Origin of the sequence: Paenibacillus sp. BC26, assembly GCF_900116125.1 — a bacterium.
In the GTDB taxonomy this organism is placed as follows: Bacteria; Bacillota; Bacilli; order Paenibacillales; family Paenibacillaceae; genus Paenibacillus_Z; species Paenibacillus_Z lignilyticus.
Genome location: NZ_FPAD01000001.1, coordinates 1,919,168 through 1,935,137, shown reverse-complemented (window position 1 = coordinate 1,935,137; position 15,970 = coordinate 1,919,168). Strand labels below are relative to the sequence as shown.

At 47.9% G+C, this 15,970-nt stretch carries 13 protein-coding genes; 1 reads left to right on the top strand and 12 read right to left on the bottom strand.

From position 1 onward, the window contains the following. Nucleotides 1-25 precede the first annotated feature (25 nt). Nucleotides 26-904, bottom strand: a complete 879-nt coding sequence (locus tag BM412_RS08290) for an oxidoreductase (protein WP_091216206.1) — start codon at nucleotides 902-904, stop codon at nucleotides 26-28. A 383-nt stretch (nucleotides 905-1,287) separates the two neighbouring features. On the opposite strand from BM412_RS08290, the gene BM412_RS08285 reads away from it, so the two are divergent. Beyond that, nucleotides 1,288-2,520 (top strand): epoxide hydrolase family protein, encoded by a 1,233-nt coding sequence (locus tag BM412_RS08285; protein ID WP_177245712.1) that lies wholly within the window; start codon nucleotides 1,288-1,290, stop codon nucleotides 2,518-2,520. Between the two features lie 407 nt (nucleotides 2,521-2,927). On the opposite strand, the gene BM412_RS08280 is transcribed toward BM412_RS08285, so the two are convergent. The 11 genes from BM412_RS08280 to BM412_RS32770 all read right to left on the bottom strand — a co-directional run bounded on the left by BM412_RS08280 (nucleotide 2,928) and on the right by BM412_RS32770 (nucleotide 15,879). Further along, nucleotides 2,928-4,274 (bottom strand): serine hydrolase domain-containing protein, encoded by a 1,347-nt coding sequence (locus BM412_RS08280; protein ID WP_177245711.1) that lies wholly within the window; start codon nucleotides 4,272-4,274, stop codon nucleotides 2,928-2,930. Nucleotides 4,275-4,376: 102 nt separating this feature from the next. Further along, complete coding sequence (locus BM412_RS08275) at nucleotides 4,377-6,515, bottom strand: GMC family oxidoreductase (protein WP_091216198.1); 2,139 nt, start codon at nucleotides 6,513-6,515, stop codon at nucleotides 4,377-4,379. 82 nt (nucleotides 6,516-6,597) lie between these two features. Continuing rightward, nucleotides 6,598-7,701: a Ger(x)C family spore germination protein gene (locus BM412_RS08270; RefSeq protein WP_091216197.1), complete on the bottom strand. Its 1,104-nt coding sequence runs from the start codon at nucleotides 7,699-7,701 to the stop codon at nucleotides 6,598-6,600. Further along, a complete protein-coding gene (locus tag BM412_RS08265; RefSeq protein ID WP_091216195.1) occupies nucleotides 7,694-8,785 on the bottom strand; it encodes a GerAB/ArcD/ProY family transporter in 1,092 nt (363 codons plus the stop codon). Before BM412_RS08265 ends, BM412_RS08270 begins: the two co-directional genes overlap by 8 nt. A 66-nt stretch (nucleotides 8,786-8,851) precedes the next feature. After that, entirely contained in the window at nucleotides 8,852-10,249 is a 1,398-nt protein-coding gene (locus tag BM412_RS08260; protein WP_091216193.1) for a spore germination protein, read from the bottom strand. 177 nt (nucleotides 10,250-10,426) lie between these two features. Continuing rightward, a complete protein-coding gene (locus BM412_RS08255; RefSeq protein ID WP_091216190.1) occupies nucleotides 10,427-11,821 on the bottom strand; it encodes a sialate O-acetylesterase in 1,395 nt (464 codons plus the stop codon). Nucleotides 11,822-11,970: 149 nt separating this feature from the next. Continuing rightward, on the bottom strand, nucleotides 11,971-12,525 hold the full coding sequence (locus tag BM412_RS08250) for an NADPH-dependent FMN reductase (RefSeq protein WP_091216188.1): 555 nt from the start codon (nucleotides 12,523-12,525) through the stop codon (nucleotides 11,971-11,973). Nucleotides 12,526-12,544: 19 nt separating this feature from the next. After that, nucleotides 12,545-13,021 carry a MarR family winged helix-turn-helix transcriptional regulator gene (locus BM412_RS08245; protein WP_091216186.1) on the bottom strand — a complete coding sequence of 159 codons (477 nt, stop codon included), beginning with the start codon at nucleotides 13,019-13,021 and terminating at the stop codon, nucleotides 12,545-12,547. A 12-nt stretch (nucleotides 13,022-13,033) separates the two neighbouring features. After that, nucleotides 13,034-13,807, bottom strand: a complete 774-nt coding sequence (locus BM412_RS08240) for a pirin family protein (RefSeq protein ID WP_091216183.1) — start codon at nucleotides 13,805-13,807, stop codon at nucleotides 13,034-13,036. A 175-nt stretch (nucleotides 13,808-13,982) separates the two neighbouring features. Continuing rightward, complete coding sequence (locus BM412_RS08235; RefSeq protein ID WP_091216180.1) at nucleotides 13,983-15,107, bottom strand: glycosyltransferase family 4 protein; 1,125 nt, start codon at nucleotides 15,105-15,107, stop codon at nucleotides 13,983-13,985. A 253-nt stretch (nucleotides 15,108-15,360) separates the two neighbouring features. After that, complete coding sequence (locus tag BM412_RS32770; protein ID WP_091216175.1) at nucleotides 15,361-15,879, bottom strand: WGxxGxxG family protein; 519 nt, start codon at nucleotides 15,877-15,879, stop codon at nucleotides 15,361-15,363. Nucleotides 15,880-15,970: the final 91 nt, after the last annotated feature.

Below are 15,970 nucleotides of genomic sequence, written 5' to 3'. Positions count from 1 at the left end.
TGCTGCCTCCTCTGGTGTGAATTAATTAGTCGCCTATTTCGTCGTACATGCGAGTTACTTCCGGGCTCAGCGCTTTGAATTCGAAATCTGCCGAGCGGCTAAGATTCTCCCAGCGTTTCGTCTCGGCTAATTTGCCTTGGTCCACTGCGTTTGCGATATCGACCGCATCACTTCCGAGCAGCAAGCGAAGCGGCGGATGCTCTTCATTTACGATGGTCATGATGGCTTGCGCAGCTTTATCCGGATCGCCATTCTCCTTGCCGGTTGTATCGCGCAGATGCTTCAGCAGACCACCGACTGTGTCTTTGTACTCGTCACGCGGTTCGATATGCTGCATGGATGAGCCGGCCCAATCGGTTCGGAAACCGCCCGGTTCGATCAACGTAACCTTCAAGCCCAGCGGCGAAACCTCTTTGGACAGGACTTCCGAGAAGCCTTCCACTGCCCATTTGGCCAATTGGTAAGGTGCAAGGCCCGGTGCGCCTGTGCGTCCGCCGATGGACGAGAATTGAACAATATGACCGTGACCTTGTTCGCGCAGCAATGGCAGCGCAGCTTTCGTTACATGAATTGTGCCCCAAAGGTTCGTTTCTACTTGAGCACGGAAGTCGTCCATCGAAGTTTCTTCAATGGAAGACACATTACCGTATCCTGCATTATTAACAAGGACGTCCAAACGTCCGAATGTTTCAAAGGCGGTTTTCACGGCTGCTTCAGCCTGCTCGAACCGAGTGACATCCAGCTGCACCGCGCGAACCTGGCTGCCGTAACGTTCAGCTAGATCGGACAGCTGCTCGGGATTACGAGCCGTTGCGATCAGTTGATCGCCATTTGCCAATACCGCTTCCGCAAGACTGCGTCCGAAACCTCGTGAGCTTCCTGTAATAAGCCAAACCTTAGACATATGATTGTGCCTCCCTGATGTTTGTTTAGTTTGGAATGTTTGTTCCAATGACGTCAGTATAGTCCGATCGGACTTCTAAGTCAATGATTTTCGGAATGTTTGTTCCGACCAATTGCCGTTAAGTCCCCTTCGGGAAAACGGTATATCTGTCTGTGGAACATAGCTGATTATACGATAATTCGCACTTTAATGCCGGATGTAAATCGATTTTCATTAAGCTTGATTTCGGGACTTGCGGAATATACATTCCAATTTTGTTTCGAGTCTCTTTATAAACGGCATCTGGTCCGAATGGGCTAATGGTTGAATATGTTATAGGGATTCATGATGATTTCCCTCTTGCTCATGCGTTCATTTCAGCCTTACTTAAAGGAGAACATACAATGGCACAAGGAAACGCAAACCAACCACCTGTGGCGGCGCTAACGTCCACTGACAAGAAAGCCATCCGCGGGCCGTTTCAGATTCATTTTCCGGAAGCGGAACTTACTGAATTGCATAATCGGATTATCGCTACAAGATGGCCGGAGAAAGAAACGGTGTCGAATCAATCCCAAGGCGTCCCGCTTGCTACCATGCAGAAGGTCGCGGAATATTGGGCAACCGAATATGATTGGCGTAAGTGCGAGGCTACGCTCAACAACATCCCGCAGTTCTTGACCGAGATCGATGGACTGGACATCCATTTCATGCATATTCGATCGAAACATGAAGATGCTTTGCCGATAATTATCACGCACGGTTGGTCGGGCTCCATCATCGAACTGCTCAAAGTAATCGATCCGCTAACCAATCCGACCGCGTATGGCGCGAAAGCATCGGATGCGTTCCATCTGGTCATTCCGTCGCTGCCCGGCTATGGGTTCTCCGGTAAACCGACTTCGACCGGCTGGGGTCCTGACCGCATCGCTCAAGCATGGATAGAGCTGATGAATCGACTGGGTTATTCGAAATACGTGGCACAAGGCGGCGACTGGGGTGCAATGGTAACGGATTTCATGGGTGTCATGAAACCGCCGGGACTGCTCGGTATGCATACCAACATGCCGGGTACGGTTCCTCCTGCCATTGATACGGCGCTTATGAAAGGCAACCCGCTCCCGACTAATCTCACACCTGAGGAAAAGCGTGCTTGTGAGCAGTTGGATTTCGTATACAGACATATTGCCTATGCCTCGATGATGGGAACACGTCCTCAGACATTGACCGGACTGATGGATTCGCCGATTGGATTAGCCGCTTTCTTAATGGACCATGATGCTTGCAGTTTGGAGCTGATGATAAAGGCGTTCGATGGGCATCCGGAAGGCCTCACCAGAGACAACATTCTCGACAACGCTACGCTCTATTGGCTGACGAAAACAGCGATTTCCGCAGCCCGTCTCTATTGGGAGAACATGTTCTCCTTCTTCGTCGTCAAGGGAGTCCCGATCCCTTCAGCCGTGACGGTCTTTCCGTATGAGCTGTATGAAGCTCCGTTGAGCTGGACCAGGCAGGCTTACCCTGAGCTTATCTACTATAACAGGGTCGACCGAGGCGGACATTTCGCTGCTTGGGAAGTACCGCTGCTGTTCTCCGAAGAAGTTCGCGCAGGTCTCAGGCCGCTGCGTGAATAAGTAATGCTGGGCTTACCAACTAACTGCCTAATGTGTAGCTCTGGAAGCTACACTTTCTCTGAAAACACCAACCAACTGCTGATGTGTAGCTCTCGGAGCTACACATTCTCTGAAAACACCAACCAACTACTGATGTGTGGCTCTCGAAGCTACACTTTAGCATGTCCCCTCACAGAGCGGTAACCGCTACCTCTGATAACACTAATTTGCCGCTCTCCCACCAAAGAGCGGTAATCAATACCGCTCCCATAGCTACTTTGCCAAATTTACGTCAAAAGTGCGGTAACCAGTACCGCTCAAACTTCAACTATGCCGGTCTCCTACACCACCGCAACGACGCCGCCAATGATCCAAATAAAGAGGCCGTCACAAAAGCAGCATACAGCACACTTTGAGACGGCCTCTTCTTATGGAGCTATCCGATTTGTTTGGAGCTCCTGCAAACGGTTTGAAACGGCGCTGCTGTCAGGAACGATGGCTGTACCGCAAGTTAATATACGAATCATAGCGTCTATTTCTTGATTATTGCGAGCCAACGCTTCGGTGATGCCCACAAATTCATAATCGTCCAGATAGTAAGTTTCCGCTTCAACATTCATGATACGATGATACTCTTCTAAGGCAGCATCCACGCCATCAGATACAGCTAGCGATGCAATATGATGTGCAAGAGAGCGTTTAATAATGGACAGGTCCCGTATGCCCAGCAATTGATCCAGTATTGAGAAGGACACGTTGTCCAGCCAGACGTAATCGCTGTTAGCCATAACGGCTATACCGATTTGGTCATCCGGAAGAAGGAATAAATGAGTTAAGAACCCGGTATCCCACCCGGAATGAGAGAGGATGCGGGAGCCCTTGTAATCTCCCATAAACCAACCCAGTCCAATCTGCGATTTTTTAGGATCATAGCCCGTTGCAGCATGGGGTTTCCACATGGCATCGTAGCTGCCGGACTGCAAAGCGGCATGCCCATTGCCTGCTGTCCCTTGGTTCAAGTGCATCTGCAGATAAAGGCACATTTCTTCCGCGCTGGTATATAACGTGGAACTCGGAGCGTGCGCCCTGTTATATGGAAATTCATCGCTGACAACCCCGCCGTAAACCGGGGAAGCTCCGAGCACATGAGGTGCAGCCAGCCGAGCTTCAACTTCCTGCTTCAGGAAGGAGCTGGCATGCATTCCGATCGGTTCCAGAATTGCTGATTTCATATAGTGCTCGAAGCTCAAACCGCTGACCTTAGCGATCAGGTCTCCCAATATCTCGTAGCCAATGTTGCTATAGGCGAACTGATCTCCGGGATCCCAGTTTAGCTTGAGATGAGCGATACTTCGTACATATCTTTCGAGGCTTTGCTCATCGTATTCCGGCCGGTCCCATGCGTAATCATTTTCATCCGGCATTCCGGAGGTATGGTTCATCAGCTGCCTGACTGTAATTGTCTTATACCGCTCATCATCTAACTTAAAATAAGATAAATAACTGACAATAGAGGAATCCAAATCCACTTTACCTTGTTCAACAAGTTGCATGATGCCTGTAGCAACGAAGGTCTTCGATACGGAAGCTTGATGAAACAAGGTATCGCGAACTACGGGAGCATCTGTCGTTTTATTTGCCGTTCCATATTCGCCCGCAAAGCACTGATTGTTGTCCCACACGATTCCGACTGACAGCCCCGGAATCTGTTCATGTTCAACGTATTCGGTCAGCATCGCGTGCAGACGGATCATTCTATTCGGATCTGTATTCATGGTAACCTCCCAAATTTGCATCCTCTTACTACTTCGAATTATAGCGAAAGGGAAAGTTGCAAAATAGATAAGAAACGAATAGAAACTATTCTTTACCCATCCTCACGCTTGGTTTACCAGATTCTCTGAGGTACGGAAAGCAAGCGCAAGTATGGTTAACACCGGATTCACGCCGCCGTTGGTGACATGCACGGAGCCGTCGCTCACCCAAAGATTATCATATCCGTGTACTCTCCCCATCGGATCGGTGACGGAAGTGGCGGGGTCGTCTCCCATACGCAGCGTTCCTGACTGATGCTGTCCGCCGCTTAGCCCATTACCGGCCCGTGTCCGCCACACTTGGCGTGCCCCCGCTGCCCAAAGCCACTTCTCTGCTTGCTCGGCCAGCATAGCTGAAGCGCGAAGCGATTCCGAATGAACGCCTCCGGATAACTGAACGACGGGAAGACCGAAGCGGTCTTTAACGGTAGGCGACAACCGCACTCTGGAATCTGCAGTCGGGATTTCTTGAATCGGGCCTTGAATTTGGCTGGTCCGCAGAAAGGTTTCACGCATCGTTTCCTTGCCGGCAGTCCCCCATCGAGCCGCATCCGGTGCAAGTGCCCGGTTCCAGTGAATGAGCGGCAGCCGGATGAACTCGTTGGCTAGCAGCCCTCCCCCGATTACGCCTGCTTCGTTGCTATGTTCGAATCGGAAGGTAGCGATACTCACTCCGGGTCCATTGCCATCCTGTATTTGTTCGTCAAAGATGCCGTAAGCACCGGCATACACGTGCCCCTGCAAATGTCTGCCTACTTGGCCGAACCGATTGCCAATTCCGTTCGGTTCCACCTCGGTTGCGGATTGGAGCAGCAGTCTTGCGCTCTCGATTGCCCCGGCAGCGACCACAACATGCCCTGCTCGAATATGCCGGCGCTGGAATGAGCCATCCCCATGCTCGAAGATGAGATGAACGCCGGTGGCTCGTTTTCCCCCTTCTGTCTCAATACGCTCCACAATCGTATCGCAGATGAGGTCACACTTGTTCCCCTGTGCGGTCGCTCTCACCATCATCGTATTATGTCCGCCGTTCTTGCTGTTCGTTGGGCATGCGAAACCGACACACTGACCACATTGCCCGCAAGCCGGCCGTCCATCCCGTTCGATCGAATTGATCAGCAGAGGCACCGGACCTGCATCCCACCCCAGCTTCACAGCCGCTTGGGCTAGACGTTCGCCTTCCAGTGTTCTGGGAATCGCAGGCATGGGATAGGAACGCTCCCGTTTCCCTCGACCCGGGAAGGCCGCGCCATCCCCGGAGACCCCAACTTCCCATTCGGCGCGTTCGTAATAAGGTTCTAGATCCTGATAGGTGATAGGCCAATCACTTAGCGAGCTCCCGTCCGGAATTCCATAACGCGATGCCATGCGAAAGTCTTCGGGGTGAAACCGCCACGCCTGCGCGCCATAAACCCTCGTTCCGCCACCGACTGTCATCGCGTTATTGTGATATTCACCTTCGAATGGTAGGGTAATGCGTTCCTGTCCGTTAGGCAGCAGAATCGTCCGCGGGTTGCCCTCCGGAGCCGGTCCGGTATTATGTCCGTATTTGCTCATCCGATGATTTCGCAAGTGGTCGCGGCCAACCTGATCGTAACGGAGCCAGCTTCCACGCTCGACGACGAGCACGTGAAGCCCGGATTCGGCGAGCACGCCCGCAGCTACGGATCCGCCTGCCCCGGCTCCGATCACGACGACATCATATTGATCTCGCAGCTGGTCAATAGAACATTGCGGCAGATCGGTTTCCTGAACAGGAGCTTGGGTGCCTGCGACCGGACCCGGACGAAATCCGATCATATCCCATGATTGCCCTTCTCGATTGCCACCTGCTTCCGGACTTCCATAATACCCCTCAATGACTAAAGACAATAACGTATCAAAAAACAGCTTCGGTGAAACAGGCCACTCCTGAACTTGCCCCTGCTGGACAGCCGTTAACAGGAGATCGCTCTCTGCTGTCGACAACTCAGCGAACGATCGACTGTATTGAGAGAATGCTTCGTCATGTAATGCTCGCAGACCCGGCTCTATGTGGTTCAACCAAGAATCCGGATTCTCGTTATAATGTCGCTCTAAGTATGTAAGAACACCTGCCAGAGTTGCCGATGGCCAGGCATCTTCCGGAACCATACGGTCCGCAACCGCTTTCAAAATTGTTTCTACCTCTACCGAAAAAGACTTCTGACCGACGGGCTTCATCTCTAAGCGCCACCTCATGCTCTGATTTTAATAGGTACACTTCCATTTTCAACTCTATTGTACCATCAAATCCGCGCATCAATCATTTTGATTTCCCGGTATTAGTCAGCCCTACTTTAACTTTTACTTGAATGGATAGGTTAGGGTAGATCATAGTCCAGTTCATCTTTTTCCATTTTTCGTAGGTTAGGTGGTTGCGTACGACCTTTCCGATTCCGATAGGATCGGATTGGTATTTTTGTAATTTAGCAATAAGCTTCTCCGAATTGGATCTAAAATAGTCTTCAATTTCTCCTTCCAATTCTCGTGTATACTTTTCATTGCTTATGTCCTTTGTACCTGTGTATTCAAGGACGCTGCCTTTTAAATTTAAAAGGACTTCGACGTTCATGTTCTTTGTATCTATTCGCTTATCATTTTTAGAATTAATGTTGCTTAACGCAAGCTGAACATGTTCTCCGGATTTTAAATCGTTCATCGTAATCATCAAACTGCCGTTTCGGATGTCCCCGATTAAATAATTGAGCATTTGTGTTTCGCTTATGGTAAGAAGTGCCACATATTGATCGCCTTTAAATGTCCCTAATCCTTTTAAACCAATGGCTTCCCCTTCATATGAAAAAACGGGAAGAACCGGATCGATCCCATCGTCGTAATAATCCCTGATAAAACGATATTGATTCGTGAATAAAACTTTGGTGTGTTTGCCTGCTCTCTCTAGGAACTTATAGATAAACTCTGCATTATCTTCGATAGAGGGAAACTTTTTCTCGAGAATTTTTCCTGCGTGCCCCTCTACAATGGCGAATTTAACGCGAGTTCCGATTTCCGGATCTCTTCGCAATGAATTGATCACATGGATGAGTCCTTTTTTGGATAGTTCCTCCCCAAATAGAATCGTCCCCTGCCCTCCAACGATCTTTAAGCTGGTTAAATTTTGTACTTTAACGAAAGTGTCATGAACTGATTTTCCATTAGCGGTAAGCGTCAACGTATCAAACTTTCCTTCTCTGGTAACCGTCGGAAATAGAACCGTCGTTGTAATCGGGTTCTCACTCCCTTCAGACAAATCGTAAGCACCTGCTTCAATCACGGCTAATTTTTCAATGATATTGCTTTCTTCGCAACCGGATAACAAAGCTGCCAAGCAGCACGTCGCAATCAACATGATGACTTTATTAGGCATAATCTCTCTCCCGCATCACCTGATTTTTAAGCATTTGTATGAAAAGGATGCATAATACGAAGATCGGTAACGCCCATGCGATACCAATTGCACTATTGCTTAACCAAGTCGACCATTTATCTACATGAGCCACAGAATCCGGAATTAGCGCGAGTATGAATCCGGCTGCCAGTATGCACAGGATCCACAAACCCGATTTCACTTTTCGGGCAATATGTTCAAGGGTTTTCTGAGCTCCCCAGAAATAGATCACCGTCGTGGCCAACACCTTGAAGGCAAACACACAAAAGCAAAGATTTTCGGCCCGTGAAAGGAAAGTAACCTCGGTATATTCAAACAATGTCATAATGGGATATAGATCATTCAATATTTGATCGAAGCTAAAGAATCCAAAGCACATAAAGGTGACCATCAAATAAACGACCAGCGAAAAGAAATTTCCGATAAACAGCGATTTCGTCCAGTTCTTAGCTACCATCGGAAAAAATAATATGGAAACTTCAATACCGAGATAAACGGAGTAAACATGAAGAGTCCCCTGGAAATAATCGGTTCCTCCTTTAAAATAAAAGGGCGTAAAACGGGCAAATTCGAAATCCGGGATCAAATAAATGAGTAAAGCAATCATGGGCATGACGAAGCAGATAAGAACTACGAATGACCTCGTTATATGGCGAATTCCACCTGTCAATAATTGGAAACTGAGCAGAGTGAAGAAAAGAACGAAATAGAAAGCCGGCAAGGCCGGATAAAAAAATATCTTAATGATGAAGATATACTCCCTCATAATCATGCTTGCCAGCCCAATCCACACGCAAATGATAAACAAATAAACGGGTACCATGACCCATTTGGGCACTGTCGCTTCAATGATTTCGAAAACGGATCGTCCTTTGCCCAACTTATAAATGATTGCAATCATCGCAATATTCAAATTCACGAGTATGAAGATGAATATGATGCTTAACCATCCGTTGGTTCCAAAATATTGGGCAGTTATTCGAGGTAACGTATACAAGTACAGACCGTTTTGAATGCTATAGAACAGGATAGACAATTGAAGTGGACGGAGTCGTTCGTTCATTTCATCACCACGATTTCCTCTTAATTTCGTATCGTATGGTTCCTAGAAGACGGTTGATTCCCTCACTCATTTATTTCTAAGGAAAGCCATGATGTTCATTTTGTCCATCCAAGTCTTAAAGGAAGGTAAAGAAATCGCCTTCACATAGGGTGAGGAATAGTTGGATAACCCCATCAAGTGGATCGTTACGATACCCAAAGTGAAGAAAATGCCGATATTCCCCAAAAATCCCGCCATGATGATAAATAGAAATCGAACCAGCCTGATCGAAGCACTCATCCCATAACTCGGGACGATAAATGAAGCAATGGCTGATATTGCAACGACAATAATCAAAATATTGCTCGTAATCCCGGCCTCGACAGCTGCTTGGCCAATGACAATACCGCCGACAATGCCTATGGTTTGACCGATTTTTGTAGGCAGTCTCGCACCTGCCTCCCTCAGCAGCTCAATGACGATTTCTAAAAACAGAGCTTCAACAAAAGGCGGAAAAGGCACCCTGCTCCTAGACTGCATAAGGCTCTGCAGCAAGGATTGAGGGATCATTTCATAATGAAACGTACATATAGAGACATAGAAGGCTGTGAGTATTAGGGTGACAAATAAAGCTAAGTACCGCAGAAGCTTAACCGCGGCTCCTATGGTCCAACGCTGATAAAAGTCATCCGGCGATTCAAAAAAATCAAAGAAAGTGGTCGGCGTACAAATAATATTGGGACTATCATCGACAAGTCCGATAATCTTTCCATCATATAGTTTCGTTACAGCAACATCCGGTCTTTCAGTGGTATAAAATTGAGGAAACGGCGAGTTTTTATGATCATCCAGCTTTTGGATTAAAAAATTGGTGTCGGTGATGGAATCCACTTTAAGCGCTTGAATCCTTTCTTTTAGATGATCCACAACGCTTATATTTGCAATACCCTCAATATAGATGATCAGAATTTTAGTTTTTGATATGGCCCCGACAGATAATCGTATCATTTTTAAGCGAGGGCTTCTGATTCTTCTTCTAATTAATGAAACATTCGTATTCAATACCTCATTAAAAGAGTCGTGCGGCCCATTAATGACGGTCTCTCTTTCAGATTGTGAAATGGCACGCTCCTCGAATCCCGGAACATTGATTAAATAGATATGCTCCTCGGCGAACAGCGACACGTTTCCGTCTAATATTCCGTTAATGACTTCCTCTTGTTTATAAACCTCTTTAAACAGCGACTGTTGAATAGACTGTTCAAAATGATGGATCGTCATTTCTCTTAACGGTTTGAGAATTTCCCACTCTAAAGACTGGACATCAACTAATGAGTTCAAATAAATAATGCGAATCGTATCCTGGTGGAATGACCGATCGACAAGATCAAAACTATCCTCAAATTCCGCAAGTGTCTTTTCAAAATTAGCTGCTGTCATTGTTTTTTCCTTTAGAATCATTTTGTTCGAGAGCACTGCATTCACGTGCTCTCCTCCGAAACGGCATTATCAGATATTATGGAGCACAACCTCCGCAAATATGCATAATTAAGCCAGTACATGTACGAAGTGGTAATGACATTATGCTGCATCGGAATTGTTCGAGGCATAACAAAACCCGCCTATTTCTAGGCGGGCTCGGGCTGACTTCATCGCATCTACCTATTCACTTACCTTCTGTCTGTAAAAAGCAAGAATCGGCATATAGGTGCCGGAATCCAGCGGCAGGAAGCTCGACGGATTCATTTCATAAGCTGCATGTACGACGGTTTCGCCCTCCGCTCGCCTGTCTAGATGCAGCGTGATCTCATCGCGGGCCGTTATTTGCCAGCTGTTGATGTTGATTTCGCCGCTTTCGTCCTCCGCGGCGAATACGTTAGAGACCGGTCCGATCGCATGCAAGTAACCGGCTACGTTGGCGAATTGCAAACGAATACGAGGCTTGTCATGCTTGTCGATTAAGGCTGCCGTCACCAGGCATGGTGCTTTCGCATGCAATGCAGCACTCTTATAAACTTCAGCTAAGGCCTGCTTGCCCATTCGCTCGCCAATGATCATGTTTCCGGCAGGGCTATTATGAATGCCGTCGGATAACGGACAATCCAGTGCCGGAATGACATGCACATGCGGAATGTTCAGTGCAGCTTGACGCTGTGCTTCGCGAACACGCCCCCAGGAACGATTGCCCTCTTCCGTTGCAGCATCCGTGCAACGATTAAGCTGAACCGTCAGAACCGGTAAACCGGCGTCATTTAATTCGCGTCGCCAGTGCTGTACAGTGCGCTCAAATCGTTCCAGGTAGGTAACCGAATCTGCAGGAGAGCAATCGGAGCACCCTTGATACCATAGGATACCGCGCACTTTGCCGCCCGCGGATTGAATAATGTTCATCATATTGCGATAAAGAACGCCATCCTCTTCGGGGTTCCAAGCTTTGAGCGGAGAGCCGCCCAGTGCGGTTTGGATCAAGCCAATCGGAATACGCAGCTCCTTCTGCAGCAGTTTGCCAAACGCCAGAAACGGAGAATGGCCGGGATTAGCGCCTTCTCGATTCTCGAAATGTATGGATGAGGTCGATTCATTAAACGGATGCGAGGCCAAATCCCATTGTCCGTTATTTCGGAGCAAATGAATGCCGAGCTGCGGTGCATCCCGGAACGGGCCTTTCCCGTATCCGGCAGCGTTGCTCTGTCCCGCTATTACCCAGAGATCGCCAACGCCAACATGATGGATCATATCTCCGCGAGTCGCCCATTCCAAAGCAGGATTATCGTCCAGCTGCAAGCTGGTTTCGACCCGATAAAGCCCTCCCTTAGGGATGGAGTCTAACGTGATTTCCCATGTATGCTCGGCTAACATGACAGCCGGCTGCCATGCAACAACCTCTCTTGCATCCTCTTCGCTTACGACCCGAGCCAGTACTTGCGCTGTCTTGTATGGGACGCCTTCCGGAGCAACCCATACCCCGGATAACGCAATGCTGCCCACCCCGTTCTCCTGTTGAATGATCGCCCAAGGCCGAGGGCCTTGTTGAATGATCGTGCCAACCTGTTGCATGCGGATATCACATTCCTTTTCCTGAAAATTTGAATGATTATCCGCTACTATTTCTCTATTTTACCGCATACTCCTGCCGCGATTTTCCGGTAACAGCAAAAAGCCGCATCAGATAAGGATCTGATACGGCTTGGTTCTTCCGGTTCGTATTAACGCAATGTTTTCAAAGCGCCGCTCCAAGCGATCACTTGGTCTAGCATCGTGTTAACCGCAGGCTCTTGATGAGCACCCGGTTTGAATACACTATAGTTCTCAAAATCAGTAATGAGGGATAGTCCCACTTGAGCGCGTACATCCGCGATATGAAGCTCGCCAACGATCAAACGGAGATTCTCGATTGCACGGGATCCGCCGTTACCGCCGTACCCTACGAAGCCAGCCGCTTTATCTTTCCACTCATGGAAGAGAAAATCAATGGCATTCTTGAGTGCACCGGAAGTAGCGTGGTTATACTCAGGAGTAACGAATACATAGCCGTCAAAGGAAGAAATTTTCTCTGACCAAGCGATGGTATGCGGTTTGCTGTATTGTCCCATCGATGCCGGAATCGGCTCGTCCAATAGCGGCAAATTGAAGTCTGCAAGATCGACAAGCTCGAAAGATGCGTCCGTGCGCTTGTTTGCAATATCGGTCACCCAGCGTGCTACTGCTTCACCGTTGCGGCCGGGACGTGTGCTTCCAAGAATAATCGCGATTTTCAACATAATAATGACCTCCGAATAATTATGATTTATGGTTCGTTTCGTTGTTTTGACGATCCTGAATCCCTAACCCGATCTTCTTGAGCAGCTCGATCAGCTGCTGCTTCTCCTCATCCGTTGCAAAGGACAAATTGTCTGAAATCCTCTGCACGTGCTTAGGGAAAATCGTATCGAAATAGCTGCGTCCTTCATTCGTCAACGCGGCATTCGTTTTACGACGATCACCCGGAATGGGAAGTCGCTCCACATACCCCTTCTTCTCCAATTTATCAACCACATAGGTGATACTCCCGCTTGGAATGGAGAAGGTATCGCTTATTTTCTGTATCGGATGCGGACCTTTATTGTATAGAAACTCGAGAATTTGGAAGGTTTCAATATTGAGACCATAGCTGGTGATATCGCGCTCTAAACTCCCAAACAGCGTGTTCACCATATTTCTCATGACGCGTATCAGTCTTAAATCCAGAGCCGTTCCTTCAGCATTAGGTTCAATCATTTCGCAACCACCTTATCTTGCTTTCTTATACAAAGGATATTCGACTTTGGTAGGAACTTCAATCATAAAAATGCGAAGCTTCTCACCTTCAGCTCGAATACTGATCTCTCCCTCTTGTTCGCTTTGTACGATGACAAAGTCTTTATGCTTAAACGTTACGGTATCTTGTCCCTCTGAGAGGACAGATCCGCCGTCACCTCTAATTGCCAATGCTGCGAGCGTCCGGTCTGGCACTATACGGTGGATGTATGCTGCCCCCGGCTCAAGCTCAACGTCAAACATCCGTGCATCGGCAACCAGTTGGTGAATTGGCGAACCTTCTCCAAGTATCGTTTTTATGTTTACGCCATCTTGATTCGACTGTGGAAAGCGTTCATGTTTAAACAGCTCGTACGTCGGCTTGCGTTTTACCGCATCATTCAAATAGGGCTCAAGCCAGATTTGAAAGCTTTCGAAGCCGGCATCGACACTTTCGGCATGTTGAAGACCTGAGCCTGCTTGCATGAGCTGAATATCTCCGGCTTCCAAGTAGCTTTCCGTACCGAGTGTATCTCTGTGCAGACCTTTGCCTCGAATGCCATAGGATAGGATTTCAAACCCTTGGTGAGGATGGAATCCGATCCCTCCCGCTTTCTCCGCATGACCCCAAGCCCAGTAGAATAGCGGACCCAATCTGACGGTAACCGCACCTTGCCCGGAGAAACCGAGTGGCTTCTGAGCGTGAATTGCTCCGCCGTCGAATTCCTCTTTCCCTTGAAACTGTGGGCCTAACACTTGGATGTTCACATGAATTGCTCCTTTCTTATAGTGTGTTCTTGACGTTCAACTTAAACAAGTTACTCTACATTTATTTATCCTAACACAATTTATTATAATCCTAGGATATCTGACTGTCAACATGCCGTTGACTGGATAAGTCTTTCCGTATAAAGAAAAAAGCCCCCGGATACGGGGACTTCAATCAGCTAAACAGCCGAAATAAGGTGTCAATTGTAACGTCCCATCGCCAATTCTGAACGGTTGCCTGGCCATTCTGAGTAAGTTGATGACGTAATTGCGGATTTTGGATTAGTCGATTAAGACCGGCTTTCGCGGCCTCTTCATCCCCGAGCGGTACAACAAGAGCATTGTGTCCGTCGATAATATACTCCTCATGCCCCGTACAATTTCCTACCACAGCCGTTCCGCCGCAGGCCATCATCTCCATCGGGGGTCCGAAGAAGCCTTCTACATAGCTTAATTTCAACAAAATATCGCAGCTGGAATAAATGTGCTTCATATGCTCCATCGGGACATGGGAGAAGAATCGATCGCATCGATATTCAGGATCCGGTTCTCCATTACTTGAAACGCACCATACTTCGCAATCCAGATCCCGGACTACCCGGAACGCTTCAGCCATTCCTTTGAGCGGGTTAAGGATGGGGCCTTCCAGCAGCACTCTCACTTTGTCTCTCTTCGGTTCAATATGCTCTGTAGGATGAAATAGCGTTTCATCAATGCCATTGGGAACATAGATCGAAGTGTGTCCGTTATTGTGCAACAACCAATTCTGAATCCAGCGTGCTTCTGTCATATAAATAAACGGCAGACTATACGTTTGCTTTGCTGCTTCGTATTCGGCACTGCCTTCGGGATAGAAACGACTTTCAATCGATTGAACGAAATACACCTTGCGATCTGCTGATAGTTGAAGAGTCGGGTGAGCCGTTGACCAGTGTGTAGCAACAACGGTGTCAAAATGCAGCTGAGAAGCGTGTTCGAGTGTTATGATCGGCACCTTCTGCTGAGGGAACCAATCGATGTTGTTAAGCGTTTGATCCATACTAATCAGAACCATATTAAACCCTCGAGCCTGAAGCCTGTTCACATGCTGGCATATAACGGCAACGCCGCCCGAAATATCGCAGCTCGGAATCACGTATCCGATCGTTTTGGGTCTCTGATCCGCAACTGTCCGCTGTCTTTTCGATTTAGGCTTGCGATGAGGTCGTTTCTTCTTCTTGAGCAGCTTCCGTTTGCGCTTATGAATGGGTTTAACTGTACGAGAATTGCGTCGTCTCTTCCTTCTCTTCTTGGCAGCCACCTAAGCAGACCTCCCACAACATCCTATTCCGACAATCTATTCACCCTTCCTAATGAAATTGTTAGACCATTGCCATGGTGTGCTCGACTTAAATGCAAATAACCTGCCGGCTCTATTCCGACAGGTCTTTGCGATATGCATAGCCACGAGGTCGATTGTAACCAATGCAAGAGATTTTGGAACAGCTGCTTCAAATAGGAATGGCTGCCGATCAAGATAATCGGCAGCCATTTTCATTACATTTTCCTAATTATCAAGTGCGCTCACCTGAGCGATTTCGCATGCCTACAAGTCCGAGCAGCCCCAGCAATCCAAGCCATCCCCAATCAAAACCATCATCATTCGTGCCTACTGCGGTAGCACGATAACTGTTATCGCGTGTTAAACCCGATCCGCCTGTGATGGTTCTGTTGGTCATTGTCCCGAAAGGTCTCACACTTCCATTATTTGCGTTCATGTTACCATAGTAAGAATTGATATTATTCCCGTTCGTATTACTTCCATAATTCGTATAATTTCTCGTTCTATACGTGCTTGAATCGTTCAGATTTCTCAGGTTCGGAGTTGTTATCCTAGGCGTACCGGGAATACCGTAAACATCCGGCGTTCCTGTAGCTCCTGGCGTCCCATTCAAGTTGCTGCCGGTTCCGTAGATACTCGACTGGCTACGTTCAATGTCAGTATTGCTCATCGCGTTATTTGCCATTGCCGGTATCGCAAACATGGCCGAAAGCGTTAGGCATACAGCTGCGCTCGTTACTGCTTTCCTCACTGATTAACAACCTCCATAAGTGTAGTGGTTTCACTTATGGTTTCCCCTCGATACGGAGCGTTCATCCTTGCTTTTCGCTGGTAACGGTTTA